Origin of the sequence: Streptomyces tailanensis, assembly GCF_008386495.1 — a bacterium.
Taxonomy (GTDB): Bacteria; Actinomycetota; Actinomycetes; order Streptomycetales; family Streptomycetaceae; genus Streptomyces; species Streptomyces tailanensis.
The window spans coordinates 1-17,912 of the sequence record NZ_VTHJ01000013.1 but is presented as its reverse complement, the minus strand read 5'-3'; the positions used below and the strand labels follow the sequence as shown (position 1 = coordinate 17,912).

Sequence of the window (17,912 nt, the reverse complement as noted above, 5' to 3'; positions counted from 1 at the left end):
GTCACTTCTCCTTGGCAGGAGCCTCCGCGGTGGCCTCGGTCTTCACGGCCTTCGTGTCCTGCGGCTGCTGGTCTTCAAAGTTCTCCGGGTGGTGGCAGGCCACCCGCTGGCCCGGCTTCAGTGCCGCCAGCGGCGGTTCCGTGGTCTTGCAGATCTCCGTGGCCTTCCAGCACCGCGTGTGGAAGCGGCAGCCGCTCGGCGGCGCTATCGGCGAGGGCACATCGCCCTTGAGCAGGATGCGCTCGCTCTTGGCGCCGCGCCGCCGGGGGTCCGGTACCGGCACGGCCGAGAGGAGGGCCTTGGTGTACGGGTGCATCGGCGCCGCGTACAGCGCGTCCCGGTCGGCGAGTTCGACGATCTTGCCGAGGTACATCACCGCGATACGGTCCGACACATGGCGGACCACCGACAGGTCGTGCGCGATGATCACGTACGTCAGGCCGAGCTCGTCCTGGAGGTCGTCCATCAGGTTGACGACCTGGGCCTGGATGGACACGTCGAGCGCGGAGACCGGCTCGTCGGCGACGACCATCCGGGGCTTGAGGGCGAGCGCGCGGGCGATGCCGATGCGCTGGCGCTGGCCGCCGGAGAACTCGTGCGGGTAGCGGTTGTAGTGCTCGGGGCTCAGGCCCACCAGCTCCAGGAGGCGCTGGACCTCCTTCTTCACGCCGCCCTCGGGCTCGACGCCCTGGAGCCGGAACGGCGCCGAGACGATCGTGCCGATGGTGTGCCGGGGGTTCAGCGAGCCGTACGGGTCCTGGAAGATCATCTGCACATCGCGGCGCAGCGGGCGCATACCGGCCGTGTTGAGGTGCGTGATGTCCGTGCCGTCGAACTCGATCTTCCCGCCGGACGGTTCCAGGAGGCGGGTGATCAGACGGCCCATGGTCGACTTGCCGCAGCCGGACTCGCCGACGACGCCGAGGGTCTCGCCCCGGCGGACCTCGAAGTCGATGCCGTCCACGGCCTTGACCGCCCCGACCTGCCGCTGGAGCAGGCCCTTCTTGATGGGGAAGTGCTTGACCAGGCCCTCGACCTTGAGCAGCGGTTTCTCGTCCTCGGCCGACGCTTTACCCACAGGCGTCGCCCCGTCCCGGGTCTCAGTCTCGCTCACAGCTTCGGCGCAATCTCTTCGTTCCAGATCCGGCTGCGGTCCTCCTGCGACAGGTGGCAGGCGGTGAAGTGCCGGCCGCCGACCTCGCGCAGCTCGGGGCGCTCGGTGCGGGTGATCCCGTCCTTGGGGACGTCCGCGTAGGGGCAGCGCGGGTTGAAGGCGCAACCCGAGGGGACGTTGATGAGGCTGGGCGGCTGGCCCTTGACCGGGATGAGCCGGTCGGTCTGCTCGCGGTCGATACGCGGCATCGAGCCGAGCAGGCCCCAGGTGTAGGGGTGCCCGGGCTGGTAGAAGATGTCGTCGACCGGCCCGCGTTCCACACAGCGGCCGCCGTACATCACGAGGATGTCGTCGGCGATCTCGGCCACCACGCCGAGGTCGTGCGTGATGATGATGACCGCGGAGCCGAACTCCTTCTGCAGATCCCGGATGAGGTCGAGGATCTGCGCCTGGACGGTGACGTCGAGGGCGGTGGTGGGCTCGTCGGCGATGAGCAGTTCGGGGTTGTTGACCAGGGCCATGGCGATCATGGCTCGCTGGCGCATACCGCCGGAGAACTCGTGCGGGTACATGTCGACCCGCTTGTTCGGCTCCGGGATGCCGACGCGGTCAAGGAGTTCGACGGCGCGGGTGCGGGCGGTCTTCTTGCTGACGTCGTGGTGGACGCGGTACGCCTCGACGATCTGGCTGCCGACCGTGTAGTACGGGTGCATCGCGGACAGCGGGTCCTGGAAGATCATCGCCATCTCGCGGCCGCGCAGCCGGCGCACCTCGTCCAGGTCGGCGCCGACCAACTCCTTGCCGTCGAGCCAGATCTCTCCGGACATCCGCACGTTCTTGCCGCGTGCGCCGAGCCGGTGCAGGCCCATGATGGCCAGCGAGGTCACCGACTTGCCGGAGCCGGACTCGCCCACGATGCCGAGGGTCTTGCCCTTCTCCAGCTGGAAGGAGAGACCGTCGACGGACTTGACCAGGCCGTCGTCGGTCGGGAAGTGCACCTTGAGGTCGCGTACTTCGAGGAACGCCTCGGGGGCGTCCCCGGCGCGTGCGGGCTCGCCGACGGCGGCCCCGGTCTTGGACAGTTCGGTCACGAGAGCCTCACCCGCGGGTCGATCGTGGCGTACAGCAGGTCCACCACAAGGTTCATGAAGACGACGAAGAACGCCGCGAGCAGGGTCACCCCGAGGATCGGGGGCAGGTCGTTGGTGGTGATCGACTGGACCGCGTACTCGCCGATGCCGTGCAGGGAGAACACGGTCTCGGTGATGAGGGCACCGCCGAGCAGCAGGCCGACGTCCATGCCGAAGACGGTCACCAGCGGGGTCAGCGCGGCCCGCAGACCGTGCCGGACGACCACCTTGCGCTCACGCAGGCCCTTGGCCCGCGCGGTGCGGATGAAGTCCTCGTTCATCGTCTCCAGCATGCCCGAGCGGGTGAGCCGGGCGTAAATGGCGGAGTAGAGGAGCGCCAGCGAACACCACGGCAGGAACAGGGTGTTGGCCCACTGCGAGGGGTTCTCGGTGAAGGGGACGTACGTTCTACCGAAGATCTCCAGCTGGTAGCTGAACAGCAGCAGGGCCAGCTGACCGGTGAAGAACATGGGCAGGGAGACGCCCGCGAGGGCCACACCCATGGCGGCCCGGTCGAAGAACGAGCCCGGCTTCAGGGCCGAGATGACACCGGCCGTGATACCGCCCAGCAGCCACAGCACGGCGGCGCCGGCGGCGAGCGAGATGGTCACCGGCAGACGGCTGGTGAGCTGCGGCCAGACCTCCAGGTGGTCTTTGAAGGAGTAGCCGAAGCAGGGGGCGTCGCAGCGGACCGTGGTGGGGCCGAGGTCGTAGGTGGCACCGGAGACGATCCCCTTGAGGAAGTTCCAGTACTGCTCGTAGACCGGCTGGTCCAGGCCGAGGTTGCGCTTGACCGCCGCGATGTCCTCGGGCGAGGGGTTCTTGCCGATGTACTGCTGTGCCAGCTGGTCGACAGTCTGTCCTGCGAGCTTCGGCAGGATGAAGAAGATGCCGAAGGTGACCGCGGTGACGACGAGCAGCAGGATCACCGCCGCGATCGTCCGGCGGATGATGTACGAGATCACGAGGACCGGCGCCGGCGCCCGCGGGTGACCCCACCCGCGGGCGCCAATGCCTTCACCTGCCTTCCGGGGCTACTTCTTTTCCGTGGTACCGATGTTGAGGTAGTCGTACTGACCGCTGAAGGCCGAGGACGACACCAGGTTGGTGGCGTACGGCGAGCGGTACAGCAGAACCTTGAAGTAGGTCAGCGGGACGATCGCGGCCTGCTCCATGACCAACTTGTCGACCTCGGTGTACGCCGCGGTGCGGGCGGCCTCGTCGGTGTTGCCGATCGCGTCGTCCAGCAGCTTGTTGATCGCGGGGTCGTCCAGCTGGGACAGGTTCGTGTTGCCGGACTGGCTGATGGCCTTGCCGTGCGCGATCTGCTGCAGGAAGCCGTAGCCGGTGGGCCAGTCGGCACCCCACTGCATCATCATCAGGCCGATGTTGTTCTTCTTGTCGAACGAGGGCACGCCCGCGTAGTCCGAGAAGTACTTACCGGACGGGTACTGCTTGATGTCCGCCTCGATACCGATCTCCTTCAGCGCGCCGACGATCGCGGTGGCGGCGTCGACCTCGCCCTGACGGTCGGTACGGGCCGAGATGGAGGTCTTGAAGCCGTTCTCCTTGCCACAGGCCTTCAGGTGCTCCTTGGCCTTGGTGACGTCACCCTTGTTGCCCTCGGTGGCGTACAGGTCGGCCTTCTCGTAGCCCGAGACGTCGGTCGGCAGGACGGTGGAGGCGATGTCACCGCGGATCGGACCGCCCATCGCGGTCTGCACGGCGACCTTGTCGATCGCGTACTGCACGGCCTTGCGGCACTCGATGTTGTCGAACGGCGCCAGCTTGGTGTTGATCGCCGTGTACACCAGACGGCCACCGGGCGCGTTGTCGGTGTTGGCCATCTGGTCCTTGTCCTTCAGGACCTGGGCCTGGGTCTGGGCGTCGACACCGGTGCCCTGGATGTCGATCATGGTGTCGCCGGCCATGACGTCCTTGTCGATGGTGGCCTTGTTGATCTTGAGGTTGACCACGATCTTCTCGGGGTACTGCTTGCGCAGCGGGTCCGTCTTGGCGTCCCACTCCGGGTTGCGCACGAGGACGATCTGCTTGCCCTCCTCGTACTTCTCGAACTTGTACGAGCCGCTGGACACGACCTTCTTGGTGTAGTCGATGCCGGCGTCCTTGGCCTTCGGCACCGGAGCCGTCTGCGGCATGCTCGCCAGGTAGTCGAACTCGGCGAACGCCTTGTTCAGCTTGAAGACGATGGTGTGGTCGTCCGGGGTCTCGATGGACGCGATGCCCTTGTCGCTCTTGTCCTCGTACGGGCCCTTGTACTTGTCCGGGTCGTCCAGCATCTGCTGGAAGTAGTTCGGGCCGAGGGAGAGCACGTCACGGGCGAAGTTCGACCGCTCGATGGCGTACTTGACGTCCTTCGTGGTGACCGGGGTGCCGTCCTCGAACTTGACGCCCTGACGGATCTTGTACGTCCAGGTCTTGCCGCCGTCGCTGGGCGTGCCCGCGCTCTCGGCGAGGTCCGGGACGAGCTCGTTGCCCGCCTCACCGGCGCCCGGCTTGAACGTCATCAGCGGACGCGCGTAGAGGCGGCTGAAGTTGAAGCCGTAGGCGTAGTACATGTTGCCCGGGTCGAGGGACTCGGGGGTGTCCGTACTGGCGTAGGTGACCGTGCCGCCCTCCGCCGTGGACTCGTTGACGACACCCTTGGTCGCGGCGTTGGCGCCGGCGCCCTTGGGGGTGTCCGAACCGTCTTCCGCTTTGCTGCAGGCGGACAGAAGCAGGCCGGCGCTGCTCACTACCGCGACTGCGGCCATTGCTGACCTTCGCATGATGGTCGGTTTCCCCTTCGTAGTTGGACAGTTGAGTAGGACGCGACGGGTGCCGCGACCGCAGACGTCAGCGGCTGCGGGGGTCGAGGGCGTCCCGGAGGCCGTCACCGAGAAGGTTGAAGGCCAGCACCGTGATGAAGATCGCGAGGCCGGGAACGATCATGTACTGCGGGTCGACCTCGAAGAAGTCGACCGCCTGGTTGAGCATGCCGCCCCAGGAGGCCTGCGGCGGCTGGATCCCGACGCCGAGGAAGCTGAGCGACGCCTCGAAGATGATGTTGGTCGGGATGAGCAGCGTCGAGTAGACGATGATCGGCGCGACGAGGTTGGGCAGCAGCTCCTTGAAGAGGACGTACGGGCCACTGGCCCCCATCCCCCGCGATGCGTCGATGAACTCCCGCTCGCGCAGCGCCAGGGTCTGACCGCGCACGATGCGCCCCATGTACGGCCAGTTGAAGAAACCGATGACGAAGATGAGAACCGAGATGTGCAGCGGCAGTCCTTCGAGGCCGAAGGCCCCGCCCTGGAGCGTCGCGGAGATGGCGATGGCGAAGAGCAGCAGCGGGAACGCCAGGAAGGTGTCCATCAGCCGGCTGACGATCGTGTCGACCCGGCCGCCGTAGTAACCGGCGACCAGCCCGAGCACCACGCCGATGGCGTTGGACAGGAGGGTGGCGCCGAACGCGACGACCAGGGAGACCCAGGAGCCCTCCAGGATGCGGGCGAGGATGTCGCGGCCGAACTTGGGCTCGACACCCAGCGGGTGGTCCCAGCTCATCCCGCCGAAGTCGCCTTTGGGCAGGGAGGTGTTGGGGTCGATCAGGTCCTGGTTGAAGGCGTTGGGGTCGAGGCCCAGCAGCGACTGGAGCGGCCGGGAGAGGGCCGCGATCAGGATCAGCAGGACGACGATGACACCGCCGGCGACCGCCACCTTGTCGCGCTTGAAGCGGGTCCAGGCGATCTGGCCGAGCGAGCGGCCCTCGATCTTCTTGGCCTCGACACCTGCCAGCACGGCCTCGGGCTGCGCCTCGGCCTGCGATCCGGTCGTCTCAATCGGTGCGGTCATCGTCCCTCGTGCTTGCCCGTGCCGGTGGTTGCCGACTGTGCTTGGCGGCCGCCCGGGTCTGCGGTGCGGTCCGCCGCCACTGCTGTTCTTCTGTCGCCTGCTGTTTCGTCGTTCGGGGGAGAGAAGGACCGCGGCTTCGAACTCCACCGCATGAACAGCATGTTCGACCCGTCCCCCACCGCTCTGGGGGAGTCTTCAACGGTCGCGCGATCAGGCACCAGACCCGGCGAGGAAAGTATGCGCAACCGTGATGTGGCCAGCAGGGTTCCGGTATCCGAACACTGCGCTCACGTGAGCGGCACTGACACCGTGTCACATGTGACCCAGGCCACAATACAAGCTTGCCATGTCCAGATCATCCGTAATCGCCCCCTTCGATTGCGCGGCAATTCGGGCGAAGAACACATGAGGTCGACCTGTTCACCGACCATTACCGATGAATTTGCGGTTGGCTTGAGCCTTACTTGGTAACAAAGATCCCGCACCATTGCGAGCCGTCTCGACAGCCGACTGACTTCATTCCCGCCGGGGCAGCAGGACCCACTTCCTCCGGGCACGGGATTTTGGATGGCCTGCCCCGGGGGCATCACCTACTCGGCAGCAAGTCGACGACGAAGGACAGCAGCGTCTCCTTCTCAATGCCGGTGGCCGGAAAGCACTACGGCTATGTCGAGCCGAAGGTCCAGTACCAGAACTTCACCTTCACCAAATGGAAGGAAAAGGCGAACTGCAATGTGGTGAAGGTCAATTCCAACACCGTGCGCGCCATCATCGCCGCCAAGTTTTTCGCGACGTGCCAGTCGAAGAGGCCGAGCTGCGCGCCCAAGCCGTAGCCGAACCAGTAAAACCGGCGGAACAAACGGGGGACGGTGACCCGAAGCCGCTGGACGGCGTTCACGTGCACGGGGGCACGGGACGCATGACGGAGCCCCCGGTTCCGGAAGGGCTCGCACGAGCCGGACCGGAGCCGGGGGCTCCCGCCGTTTCGGAGTGGCGGGTCATTCGGGGCAGGCGGCTCAGTAGCCGCCCGGGTAGCCGTACCCGCCCGCCGCCGGGGCCTGGGCCGGGGCGCCGTGGGCCTCGCGGTCGTAGAAGGGGCGGGCGGCGGCGCGCAGCCACATCGCGACCGGGTCGTACTCGTCGGACATGGCGACGGTGGAGACGGGCAGGCCGTCCGGGACCGCGCCGATGGACTGCTGCATCATCGCCCGTACCGAGTCCACGGCGGGCGGCGAGGTGTCGTACACGTCGAGCCCGATGGCGAGATACGGGGCGCCGAGCGCGGGTTGCACCCAGGCACGGCGCAGGGAGCGTACGGCTGGGGTGCGGTGGGCGTTCTGCGTCAGCAGCGCGTAGAACTGCGGGATCTCGATGGCCGGTTCGGACAGCCGGAGCGGACCGGCGGGCTGCCGCTCCAGGCCTGTGGCGATACGGCGCAGATCCAGCCAGGGGATACCCACGCCGCCACCGGGGGCGTGCGGGTTCAGCCAGAGGCCGTAGTGGTCGGGGTACAGGGTGCGGGCCACGTCGAGGCCGTCGACGACCTCGTAACTGCGGTTCCAGCCACTGGCGGAGAGCTCCTGGGCGGAGGTCACACACGGGGCGTAGTTGAACCCGTCCACCTCCATGTTCCCGTACTGCGCGTCCGGGGAGCCGGCCTGGCCGTGCCACAGGAGCATCCAGATCTGGCCGGTGGAGGGGGCGACGAGGGCACGCAGCAACGCCTCGTAGGCGTCGTATCGCCCGGGCGTCACCTGGCGCAGCATGTGCTCGACCTGCCCGGTCGCGATGCCGCCGGCGCTCGCGCTCACGTTGGCCGCCCTTCGTGTTGGACCCTGGTTATGGCTAAAGCTTAGGTGGTGTGCGGGTTGAGCCGGTCAGGGCTCGGGGCTTGCTGCACATTGCGGACTGCGGGTGCGTTGTGGTTGATCGCGCAGTTCCCCGCGCCCCTGAAAGACCTGTCAGTAGCCCTGTTGGTAGAAGGGCCGTACCTTCTCCCTCAGCCAGTCGGCTACCGGGTCCTGGGCCACGTCGAGGAAGACCATGTTCACCGGCCATGCCGCCGGGGCCTTGGCCAGGGCGCGGCCCAAGGCGTCCAGGGGGACGGTGCGGTCGGTTTCCCAGGAGGCCAGTTCGATACCGATGAACATCACCGGGGCGGCCGTCTCGATGGCGGCGAGGCAGCGGCGGGCGGTGCGGACGACACCGGTCGCGGCGAACTCGGCGGAGGCGGCCGCGAGGAAGTCCAGCGGGTCGTCCTGCCAGTCGGGCTCGAACAGACGGACCCGGGCCCCGCTGGCCACCCCGTCCAGCGGGCTCCGTCCGCCCCGGCACAGTTCCGCCACGGCGGGCGGCGGCAGCGGGATGCCCACGACACCGTCCGGGTTGAGGGCGAGGCCGGCCTGCGGGGGCAGGCCGCGGGCGAACTCGACGGCCGGCGCGATCGTGTACGACATGTGGTTGCCGACGACCTGGCGGAACTGTTCCTCGGAGCTGAAGACCGGCACGTACACCTGGCCGTCGAGCTCCATCGTCGGCAGGTCGAGCTGACCGCTGTGCGGGCCGCCGCCCTCGGGCAGCGGCACCCAGACGAAGCTGCGAGCCAGCACCTCCACGATCCGGGCACCCGCCGACGGCACCCCGAGAGCCGCGGAAAGCACCTCCTCCAGCTCGTTGCCGGGCCACCCGCCATGCCCGTGGGGGTGCGCCTGTGCCGGAAAGTCCGCCGGGAAGTCCATCTGCCGCCTACCGCTTTACTCCGTGATGCTGTTGTCCCCGAACTTTAATGCTCCGGCCGGGGGTAGCGCCCCGTAAGGGGCGCGGGGCTGTATCGATATGCGGCTCCGCCGCGTGGGCGCGACAAGCCACGACGCACCCGCAACCCGCAACGCATAACAAGCCCCGAGCTCTCAACGACTCAACCCACGAACTCGATCCTCTTCAAAACATCCGCAGCATCCCGATCGAGAAGCACCGCCGCCCCACACCCCTCCGGCAGCCTCCCCTCCTCCACCGCCCGCAGCAGCCGAGTCATCGCCCCCCGATGCCGCGCAAAGGCATACCGCGACACACCCCGGCCCCGCTCCCGTTGTCCATCCCGGGCCTGACCAGGGGTGACGTCGAGCAACAGCAGATGCAGGGTGCCGCCCCGTTTCTTGGCCTCACGGGCCAGCCATGCCCGCACCCACGCCTGCGTCCCGCAGTCGTGCACGACGACGCCCTCGCCGGACCGCAGCGCGCGCCGCAGACCGGTGTAGTGGGCGAGGCGCACGAACGGCCGGTAGACCGCGTACGGCAGGAAGCGGGCGAGGCGGGCGTCGAAGCGGTCGCGGGTGTCCTGGGAGTCGATGCGGACGCCTGGCACCGCGCGCCGCATCAGGGTCGACTTTCCGCTGCCGGGGAGCCCGGTGACCACCACGAGGTCGTCCGGTCCGAAGGACAGCTCGTGCGGGCTCCGCCCGGCCCGCGCCCTGAGGTCGCGGACGACCGCCCTCGGGAACGGGCCGCACGCCTCACCGGCCGGGACAGCGGGCTGCTTGGGCAGCGCGCCGCCCCAGGTCGTCGCGTACGCCGTGGTCCTGTTCACCGTTGCCGTCCTCCCCAGGGGATGGAAGACCCATCCCCACAGACTGTAAAGAGAAGGTAATGCCCGATCTCTCCTGGTTCAGTCCTCGTACTGCCACAAGAGTGCTACGGACCGCTGTGTCTCGCTGTGACGACTGTCCCCTACCTGTCCCCCACCTGTGAAAGTTTCCCCTGCCTGCCTGTGAAAGGCCCCCCTGCCGTGCCGGACCGATGCGTGCAATGATGTGCGCGCCAACTGCATACCGGCCGCTTGAATCCGCGCGGGAGAGCTCCCAGCAGCCGATCGCTCGATCGCTGGGGCGCCGAAGGAGCAAGTCCCTCCCTTGAATCTCTCAGGCCCACATACCGCGCGGGCGAGGCACATCTGAAAAGCGAGCCGCTGCCACAGTGGCTCCACCCACGGTGCAAGTCACGACCACCGGTACATACGGTCACCAGTACGTACGGTCGTGGTGAACCTCTCAGGTTCCGATGACAGATGGGGAGGAAAGACCTCGCCTGTCATGCCATGGGAGCAGAACCGATGAGCAGCAACGCCCCCGTTGAACCGCGCCGTACCGCGCTGGATGCCCTGCATCGCTCACTCGGCGCGACGATGACCGACTTCGCGGGCTGGGACATGCCCCTGCGATACGGCTCCGAGCGCGACGAGCACAACGCCGTACGGACGAAGGCCGGGCTCTTCGACCTGTCGCACATGGGCGAGATCACGGTGACCGGGCCGGAGGCGGCCCAGTTGCTGAACTTCGCCCTGGTCGGCGACATCGCCTCCGTCGGCGTCGGCCGCGCCCGCTACACCATGATCTGCCGCGAGGACGGCGGCATCCTCGACGACCTGATCGTCTACCGGCTGGCGAACTCGGAATACATGGTCGTCGCCAACGCCTCCAACGCCCAGGTCGTGCTGGACGCGCTCACCGAGCGTTCCTCGGGCTACGACGCCGAGGTGCGGGACGACCGGGACGCGTACGCGCTGATCGCCGTCCAGGGCCCCGAGTCTCCCGGGATCCTCGCGTCCCTCACCGACGCCGACCTCGACGGCCTGAAGTACTACGCGGGTCTGCCCGGCACGGTCGCCGGTGTCCCGGCGCTGATCGCGCGCACCGGGTACACCGGCGAGGACGGCTTCGAACTGTTCGTGAAGCCGGAGCACGCCGTGGAGCTGTGGCAGGCGCTGACCAAGGCGGGCGAGGGCGCCGGTCTGGTGCCGTGCGGGCTGTCCTGCCGGGACACGCTGCGCCTGGAGGCGGGCATGCCGCTGTACGGGCACGAGCTGTCCACCGATCTGACGCCGTTCGACGCCGGGCTCGGGCGGGTCGTGAAGTTCGGGAAGGAGGGCGACTTCGTCGGGCGTACGGCGCTGGAGGACGCCGCCGAGCGGGCCGCGGGCAACCCTCCGCGCGTCCTGGTCGGACTGGTCGCCGAGGGCCGCCGGGTCCCGCGCGCCGGGTACCCGGTCGTCGCCGGCGGCGAGGTGATCGGCGAGGTCACCTCGGGCGCCCCCTCGCCGACCCTGGGCAAGCCGATCGCCATGGCATACGTCGACGCCGCGCACTCCGCGCCGGGCACGGCCGGGGTCGGGGTGGACATCCGGGGCAGCCACGAACCGTACGAGGTCGTGGCGCTGCCGTTCTACAAGCGCCGGAAGTAGACACTGGGCGCGGCGGCCCGTGAGCCCGTGGCGCCGCGCGTATTTCCCCTTTCCGCTGCTCACGCACGCTTTCCGCAGTACCCCATTCATCACCACTCCCTCGCGTACAGGAGAATTCAGGCCATGAGCAACCCCCAGCAGCTGCGCTACAGCAAGGAGCACGAGTGGCTGTCGGGCGCCGAGGACGGCGTCTCGACGGTCGGCATCACGGAGTTCGCGGCGAACGCGCTCGGCGATGTCGTCTACGCCCAGCTTCCCGAGGTGGGCTCCACGGTGACCGCGGGCGAGACCTGCGGCGAGCTGGAGTCGACGAAGTCGGTCAGCGATCTCTACTCGCCGGTCAGCGGTGAGGTCACCGAGATCAACGAGGACGTGGTCAACGACCCGTCGCTGGTGAACACCGCCCCGTTCGAGGGCGGCTGGCTGTTCAAGGTACGCGTCGCGGAGGAGCCGGCCGAGCTGCTCTCCGCGGACGAGTACGCCGCCCACACCGCCGGCTGAGGAGTCGTCCCCCTGATGTCCGTTCCCAACACGTCGACGTCCGTTCTGAACACGCCCCTCCACGAGCTCGACCCGGAGGTCGCCGCCGCGGTCGACGCCGAGCTGCACCGCCAGCAGTCCACCCTGGAGATGATCGCCTCGGAGAACTTCGCTCCGCTCGCGGTCATGGAGGCGCAGGGCTCGGTGCTGACCAACAAGTACGCCGAGGGCTACCCCGGCCGCCGCTACTACGGCGGCTGCGAGCACGTCGACGTCGCCGAGCAGATCGCCATCGACCGGCTCAAGGACCTCTTCGGCGCCGAGTACGCCAACGTCCAGCCCCACTCCGGCGCCTCCGCCAACCAGGCCGCCCTCTTCGCGCTCGCCCAGCCCGGCGACACGATCCTCGGCCTGGACCTGGCGCACGGCGGTCACCTGACGCACGGGATGCGGCTGAACTTCTCCGGCAAGCAGTTCAACGTGGTCGCCTACCACGTGGACTCCGCCACCGGCCTGGTCGACATGGCCGAGCTGGAGCTGCTGGCCAAGGAGCACCGCCCGAAGGTGATCATCGCGGGCTGGTCGGCGTACCCGCGCCGGCTGGACTTCGCCGAGTTCCGCCGGATCGCGGACGAGGTCGGGGCGTATCTGTGGGTGGACATGGCCCACTTCGCCGGTCTGGTCGCGGCCGGGCTGCACCCGAACCCCGTCGAGTACGCGGACGTGGTCACCTCCACGACGCACAAGACCCTGGGCGGGCCGCGCGGCGGCATCATCCTGGCGAAGAAGGACTTCGCGAAGAAGCTCAACTCCTCCGTCTTCCCCGGCTTCCAGGGCGGCCCGCTGGAGCATGTGATCGCCGCGAAGGCGGTCTCCTTCAAGGTCGCGGCGAGCGAGGAGTTCAAGGAGCGTCAGCGGCGGACGGTCGACGGCGCGCGCATCCTCGCCGAGCGGCTCACGGCCGCCGATGCCCGTGCGGCCGGCGTGAACGTGCTCTCCGGCGGTACGGACGTGCACCTGATCCTGGTCGACCTGCGCGAGTCCGACCTGGACGGGCAGCAGGCCGAGGACCGTCTCCACGAGGTCGGCATCACCGTCAACCGCAACGCCGTCCCCAACGACCCGCGCCCGCCGATGGTGACGTCGGGCCTGCGGATCGGCACCCCGGCCCTCGCCACCCGCGGCTTCACCACCGAGGACTTCGCCGAGGTCGCGGACGTCATCGCCGAGGCACTCAAGGCACCCTCTCCCTTCGGGGCGGCCGACGTCGAGGCGCTCAAGACCCGGGTGAAGGCCCTGGCCGGCAAGCACCCGCTCTACCCCGGTCTCGGGAAGTAACACGGGCTTCACCGGCGAGCAGTGCCGTTTTCCGGGGGCACCGCGCACACTGGGCAGTGAGCGCGGTGCCCCATTCCCTGCACAACCTCCCCCGTCCTGAGGAGTCACCGTGGCCATCTCGGTCTTCGACCTGTTCTCGATCGGCATCGGCCCGTCCAGCTCCCACACGGTCGGCCCCATGCGCGCCGCCCGCCTGTTCGCCCGCCGGCTGCGCAACGAGGAACTGCTCGGGAACGTCGCCTCGGTACGCGTGGAGCTGTACGGCTCCCTGGGCGCGACCGGCCACGGCCACGGCACCCCCAAGGCCGTACTCCTGGGCCTGGAGGGCGCCTCCCCGCGCACGGTGGACGTGGAGTCGGCCGACGAACGGGTGGAGCAGATCAAGGAGGCCAAATCTCTGCGCCTCCTCAACGACCACGAGATCCCCTTCGACTTCGACAAGGATCTGGTCCTCCACCGCCGCAAGACCCTGCCGTACCACGCCAACGGGATGACCGTGTGGGCGTACGACACGACGGGGACGGAACTGCTGACGAAGACCTACTACTCCGTCGGCGGCGGCTTCGTCGTGGACGAGGACGCGGTGGGCGCGGACCGCATCAAACTCGACGACACGGCCCTCAAGTACCCCTTCCGCACGGGCGACGAGCTGCTCCGCCTGACCAAGGAGACGGGCCTGTCGATCTCCGCGCTGATGCTGGAGAACGAGCGCGCCTGGCGCACGGAGGAGGAGATCCGCTCCGGGCTCCTCGACATCTGGCGGGTGATGCAGCGTTGCGTCTCACGCGGCATGTCCCGCGAGGGCATCCTGCCGGGCGGCCTGCGCGTACGCCGCCGCGCTGCCCTATCCGCCCGTCAACTCCGGGCGGAGGGCGACCCGTTGGCCCGCTCCATGGAGTGGATCACGCTCTACGCGATGGCCGTGAACGAGGAGAACGCGGCGGGCGGCCGTGTGGTGACCGCCCCCACGAACGGCGCGGCCGGCATCATCCCTGCGGTCCTGCACTACTACATCAACTTCGTGCCGGGCGCAGACGAGGACGGAGTGGTCCGCTTCCTGCTGGCCGCCGGCGCCATCGGCATGCTCTTCAAGGAGAACGCCTCCATCTCCGGCGCCGAGGTCGGCTGCCAGGGCGAGGTCGGCTCCGCCTGCTCCATGGCCGCCGGCGCCCTCGCCGAAGTCCTCGGCGGCAGCCCCGAACAGGTAGAGAACGCCGCCGAGATCGGCATGGAACACAACCTCGGCCTCACCTGCGACCCCGTCGGCGGCCTCGTCCAGATCCCCTGCATCGAACGCAACGGCATGGCCGCGGTCAAGGCCGTCACCGCCGCCCGCATGGCCATGCGCGGCGACGGCACCCACAAGGTGTCCCTCGACAAGGTCATCAAGACGATGAAGGACACGGGCGCCGACATGAGCGTCAAGTACAAGGAGACGGCCCGGGGCGGGCTGGCGGTGAACATCATCGAGTGTTGAGGGACAGGCCCTGACCAGTGCGTTTGTTTCTTTCAGCGCTGTCGGGGCCTGCCCCGCAAGACGGGTCTGGGGCCAACCCCGCAGGTGCAAGGGAGAAGGCGACGTCGTACGGGCCGGACTTCATCGCTTTGGGACCAACCGCGAGGGGAGCGAGCGGCAAGGCCGACCGCCTGGTGAAGAAGGGCACCCTGGGAATGGTTCCTGCGGGCGCGGGGAGCCGTCGAGCGCGCCCGCCCACTCGATCAGGTGTCCGGGATCAGCCCTGCGGGTGCAGGGAGCGGACGGCGCCCTCGCGGTTCCCTTCGAGGATCAGGTCCAGTTGTCCGTCCAGGACGCGCCGTTGGAGGTCCGGCGGGTAGGCGTCCGGGTCGGTGACGGCGTTCAACGCCAGGCCGTCCAGGCATACGACGAGGGCGCGCACCCGGTCTTCCAGGTCCCCCGGCTCCGGCTCACCGGAGAGTGCGGCGCGCACGAGTGCGGTCAGCCGGCGCACCCAGGAGGCGTGGCTGACGGAGTGCTCCCGCAGGAGCTCCGGGTCGGTGCGGGTGGTGAGCAGGAAGGACGACCACACGACGGCCTCCAGATGCCGTTCCTCGTCCAGCGGCAGTGCCTGCTCGGCAACGGCGGACAGGTGGGCGCGTGGGTCTTCGGCGCCCACGGGCATCGCTTCGATGCGGTCCGCCATACGGCGGTGCATGACGGACCGGGCGTGTGCGAGGAGCGCCTTCTTGTCGCGGAAGTAGTGGGTGACCATGCCGGTCGTGCACCCGGCGGCGGAGGCGACCGCCCGGAGTGTCAGCCCCTCGAGTCCGCTCTCGCTCACCACCTGCCATACGGCACCGGAGATCTCGGAACGGCGCTGGGCATGGTCCACCTCTCGAGGCACGAGGGCCACCCTCCTCTTTGCGTAACATAGGTTGCGTAACATAGGTTGCGTAACGAATGTTACGTGACAGTCGGGTGCCAAGGCCAAAAGGCCTACCGCGCCCCTGCTCATGGCGCCGCCCACAACCGGCTTCGGTGGACCCCCGGGCACGGCGTCTCCCCGGGGGCCCACCGCTCGCGAATCCGGCAGCCTCAGCGATCCGACTCGATGACCGGGCCCGGGTCAGGGGTGTCGGTGTCGAACGGCGGTACCTCGTCGGTCCACTTCATCGCCGTGATCGTCGCGTAGCTCAGCAGCTCGCCCTCACTCACACCGTCACCGCTCCGGGTGGCCACCGTCTCGGTGCCCAGGGGCATGCCCGTGGACTTGTCGAAGATCAGGCGGAGTTCCGGGGCGGACCCGTCGTGGCCCGGCAGGGCGACGGCGTAGCCGGTGCGCCCGGTGCGGTCCTTGACCTCGCCGAGGGAGCGCACGCCGGGTTCGGCGGCGAGGAGGCGGTAGGCGGCGGCGCGGAGTGCCGGGGTGGACGGGAGCGACGTGGCGAGTTGGATGGCGGTACTGACGACGATCCGGTCGAGGACCTTCTCGGGGGCGTTGTAGTCCTTGTCGACCAGGGCGAACAGGCGCTTGCGGAGGGCCTTGGCGTCAGTGGGAAGCGTGGGCAGCAGGCGGAGGGGGACTTCGCCGTACGGCATGCTGTCCGCCCTGCCGCCGGGGGCGTCGTGCGAGATCTCGCCCTTGCCGGCGTAGGTGACGAACCCGTCGGTCTCGTCCGTCAGTTTCCACGACGTGGGGGAACCGTCCGCCTTCCACGCCTCCTCGTCGACCTTCGTGGCCGGACGGGTCCCTGAGTCCACGTACTGCGACCAGTACTTGTTCTTGGCGGCGGCCGTCCAGTACCGCTGCTCGGTGCGGACGTCGATGGTGTAGTTCTTGCCGGGGACCTTGTGGAGGGAACCCATCTGCTCCTCCACATACCAGTACCTGCCCGAGCCGGCCGGCTGTCGCTCGACGTGGGAGGCGGCGGCGAGAAGGATCCGGCTGCCGGATGATCCCGACGCCGCGGAGGAAGAGGATCCCGGCTTCTCCGGCGCGGTATCGGTGATCACCAGAGCCGCCACCGCCGCCGCGGTGGCCAGGGCGAGACCCGAGACGAGAGGACGGCCCGCCCGGCGCGGCCGGATGGTGACGCGAGCCCCGCACGTCGCGCGCGGCCGGCTCATGGCCGTCGCGAGCTCCTCTTCCCGAACCGGTGACGCCGTGGGGAGGCCGGGGTCGAGGTGGGCGGGCCGGGCGGTGGTCAGGCGGTGCAGAACGTCGTTCTTCACTGGGCTTCCTCTCCTACGGTGAACCGGGCTCGGGTGGACACGCGCCGCGCGGCTGCGGCCTCCTCCACGGGCGGGGAGGAGGCCGACGCGGCCTGGTCGAGGCGTTTGCGCGCACGGTGCAGACGGACCCGCAGGGTGATGGGCGAGCAGCCGACCACCGCGGCCGCCTGCGCCGAGGTCAGGCCCTGCCACGCGGAGAGGATCAGCAGTTCCCGATCGTCCTCCGGCAGCGTGGCCAGCGCCTTGAGCAGCGCGCTTCGCTCGGACACCTCCTCGGCGATGTCCGCCTCGGCGGGTTCCGCCCAGGACATCGACTCGGCGTCGAACGACGCGCGCCTGGCCTCCGCCCGGATGCTGTCCCGCAGGATGTTGCGTGCGACCACGAGCAGCCACGGCAGCGGCGACTCGGGCACGTCGTCCAGCCTGCGCCAGGCCACGGTGAACGTCTCGCTCACCACCTCGTCGGCGACCTGCCGTCCCGCACGGCTGACCACGTAGGCCCACACGCGTTGCCGGCAGCCGTCGTAGATGGCGGTGAAACGATCCGCGTCGGAGTCGGGCACTGCCGCACCTCCTGTCCCTCCCGGTGTGTTCTGTCGTTGGGTAGTGGTCCGAACGGTTTGATCGTTACAGCGGCACGTCAGGAGACCCGCTCGGAAGACGAGGTGTACGTCACATCGGCGGTCCGCCGAAGACGAGCTGGTCAAAGCCGTCGCACGCCTGCCGACGTCCCCAAGCGGCTGGCCGGGCCCGCTGTTCATGAGTCATCGCCATCGCGAACCGGAACGCGAGAGGTCCGGGACTGCTCAGCCGTCTTCGCGTCAGTCGTCCTCAAGGCAGCCGTCACGTACTACGCCCCGCCACCGGATTCCTGCTCACCGGTGACACGGCGTATCCCGGGCGGGTGTACGTGGAGGGCTCGGCCGCCTTCACCGCCGCTTTAACTCGATCGTGTGATGGTCGGCTCGCAGGCTTGCGGTGCCCTGGGCCGATCGGGTTGGCGTTGCCGTGCGATCTGGGACGCCGAGTGCGGCGCCGGCGTGCGGGGCCCCCGCTCCACCGGAGTGA

The 17,912-nt window shown here is 68.7% G+C and carries 16 protein-coding genes and 2 riboswitches; of the genes, 4 read left to right on the top strand and 12 right to left on the bottom strand.

What is annotated here, in order from left to right; genetic code table 11:
- Nucleotide 1: 1 nt before the first annotated feature.
- The 9 genes from F3T56_RS12875 to F3T56_RS12835 all read right to left on the bottom strand — a co-directional run bounded on the left by F3T56_RS12875 (nt 2) and on the right by F3T56_RS12835 (nt 9,685).
- Nucleotides 2–1,114, bottom strand: a complete 1,113-nt coding sequence (locus F3T56_RS12875; protein WP_149825226.1) for an ABC transporter ATP-binding protein — start codon at nt 1,112–1,114, stop codon at nt 2–4.
- Complete coding sequence (locus F3T56_RS12870) at nt 1,111–2,205, bottom strand: ABC transporter ATP-binding protein (protein ID WP_149825224.1); 1,095 nt, start codon at nt 2,203–2,205, stop codon at nt 1,111–1,113. The genes F3T56_RS12875 and F3T56_RS12870 overlap by 4 nt, the downstream gene beginning before the upstream one ends.
- The gene (locus tag F3T56_RS12865) at nt 2,202–3,209 is read right to left on the bottom strand and encodes an ABC transporter permease (RefSeq protein ID WP_149825222.1); all 1,008 of its coding nucleotides are present in this window, start codon (nt 3,207–3,209) and stop codon (nt 2,202–2,204) included. Before F3T56_RS12865 ends, F3T56_RS12870 begins: the two co-directional genes overlap by 4 nt.
- Before the next feature lie 69 nt (nt 3,210–3,278).
- Nucleotides 3,279–5,033 (bottom strand): ABC transporter substrate-binding protein, encoded by a 1,755-nt coding sequence (locus tag F3T56_RS12860; protein WP_172638918.1) that lies wholly within the window; start codon nt 5,031–5,033, stop codon nt 3,279–3,281.
- A 67-nt stretch (nt 5,034–5,100) separates the two neighbouring features.
- Nucleotides 5,101–6,099, bottom strand: coding sequence for an ABC transporter permease (locus F3T56_RS12855; protein WP_149825218.1), 999 nt, complete (start codon nt 6,097–6,099; stop codon nt 5,101–5,103).
- A gap of 664 nt (nt 6,100–6,763) precedes the next feature.
- A complete protein-coding gene (locus F3T56_RS12850; RefSeq protein ID WP_149825216.1) occupies nt 6,764–7,003 on the bottom strand; it encodes a hypothetical protein in 240 nt (79 codons plus the stop codon).
- Between the two features lie 112 nt (nt 7,004–7,115).
- Nucleotides 7,116–7,865: an enhanced serine sensitivity protein SseB C-terminal domain-containing protein gene (locus F3T56_RS12845; RefSeq protein WP_172638926.1), complete on the bottom strand. Its 750-nt coding sequence runs from the start codon at nt 7,863–7,865 to the stop codon at nt 7,116–7,118.
- A gap of 195 nt (nt 7,866–8,060) precedes the next feature.
- Complete coding sequence (locus F3T56_RS12840; protein ID WP_149825212.1) at nt 8,061–8,837, bottom strand: enhanced serine sensitivity protein SseB; 777 nt, start codon at nt 8,835–8,837, stop codon at nt 8,061–8,063.
- A 179-nt stretch (nt 8,838–9,016) separates the two neighbouring features.
- Nucleotides 9,017–9,685, bottom strand: a complete 669-nt coding sequence (locus F3T56_RS12835; protein ID WP_149825210.1) for an AAA family ATPase — start codon at nt 9,683–9,685, stop codon at nt 9,017–9,019.
- A 250-nt stretch (nt 9,686–9,935) separates the two neighbouring features.
- A riboswitch (glycine riboswitch) is annotated at nt 9,936–10,042 on the top strand.
- Nucleotides 10,043–10,172, top strand: a riboswitch (glycine riboswitch). It abuts the riboswitch before it with no gap.
- A gap of 35 nt (nt 10,173–10,207) precedes the next feature.
- On the opposite strand from F3T56_RS12835, the gene gcvT reads away from it, so the two are divergent.
- The 4 genes from gcvT to F3T56_RS12815 all read left to right on the top strand — a co-directional run bounded on the left by gcvT (nt 10,208) and on the right by F3T56_RS12815 (nt 14,630).
- Entirely contained in the window at nt 10,208–11,335 is a 1,128-nt protein-coding gene (gene gcvT, locus F3T56_RS12830) for a glycine cleavage system aminomethyltransferase GcvT (protein WP_149825208.1), read from the top strand.
- A 123-nt stretch (nt 11,336–11,458) separates the two neighbouring features.
- The gene (gene gcvH / locus F3T56_RS12825; RefSeq protein WP_149825207.1) at nt 11,459–11,836 is read left to right on the top strand and encodes a glycine cleavage system protein GcvH; all 378 of its coding nucleotides are present in this window, start codon (nt 11,459–11,461) and stop codon (nt 11,834–11,836) included.
- Nucleotides 11,837–11,851: 15 nt separating this feature from the next.
- On the top strand, nt 11,852–13,153 hold the full coding sequence (gene glyA / locus F3T56_RS12820) for a serine hydroxymethyltransferase (protein ID WP_149825205.1): 1,302 nt from the start codon (nt 11,852–11,854) through the stop codon (nt 13,151–13,153).
- 109 nt (nt 13,154–13,262) lie between these two features.
- Nucleotides 13,263–14,630, top strand: coding sequence for an L-serine ammonia-lyase (locus F3T56_RS12815; RefSeq protein WP_149825203.1), 1,368 nt, complete (start codon nt 13,263–13,265; stop codon nt 14,628–14,630).
- 256 nt (nt 14,631–14,886) lie between these two features.
- Here the strand turns inward: F3T56_RS12815 and F3T56_RS12810 are convergent, their stop codons facing one another.
- The 3 genes from F3T56_RS12810 to F3T56_RS12800 form a co-directional block, all read right to left on the bottom strand.
- On the bottom strand, nt 14,887–15,516 hold the full coding sequence (locus F3T56_RS12810; protein WP_149825201.1) for a TetR/AcrR family transcriptional regulator: 630 nt from the start codon (nt 15,514–15,516) through the stop codon (nt 14,887–14,889).
- Nucleotides 15,517–15,707: 191 nt separating this feature from the next.
- Nucleotides 15,708–16,844: a CU044_5270 family protein gene (locus F3T56_RS12805; protein WP_149825198.1), complete on the bottom strand. Its 1,137-nt coding sequence runs from the start codon at nt 16,842–16,844 to the stop codon at nt 15,708–15,710.
- Complete coding sequence (locus F3T56_RS12800) at nt 16,841–17,407, bottom strand: RNA polymerase sigma factor (protein WP_149825197.1); 567 nt, start codon at nt 17,405–17,407, stop codon at nt 16,841–16,843. The genes F3T56_RS12805 and F3T56_RS12800 overlap by 4 nt, the downstream gene beginning before the upstream one ends.
- Between the last annotated feature and the right edge of the window lie 505 nt (nt 17,408–17,912).

Bases quoted from the DNA above. Each gene is read 5' to 3' on its own strand.
- F3T56_RS12860 (WP_172638918.1), bottom strand. From the start codon at position 5,033: ATGCGAAGGTCAGCAATGGCCGCAGTCGCGGTAGTGAGCAGCGCCGGC.
- F3T56_RS12855 (WP_149825218.1), bottom strand. From the start codon at position 6,099: ATGACCGCACCGATTGAGACGACCGGATCGCAGGCCGAGGCGCAGCCC.
- F3T56_RS12845 (WP_172638926.1), bottom strand. From the start codon at position 7,865: ATGCTGCGCCAGGTGACGCCCGGGCGATACGACGCCTACGAGGCGTTG.
- F3T56_RS12840 (WP_149825212.1), bottom strand. From the start codon at position 8,837: ATGGACTTCCCGGCGGACTTTCCGGCACAGGCGCACCCCCACGGGCAT.
- gcvT (WP_149825208.1), top strand. From the start codon at position 10,208: ATGAGCAGCAACGCCCCCGTTGAACCGCGCCGTACCGCGCTGGATGCC.
- gcvH (WP_149825207.1), top strand. From the start codon at position 11,459: ATGAGCAACCCCCAGCAGCTGCGCTACAGCAAGGAGCACGAGTGGCTG.
- glyA (WP_149825205.1), top strand. From the start codon at position 11,852: ATGTCCGTTCCCAACACGTCGACGTCCGTTCTGAACACGCCCCTCCAC.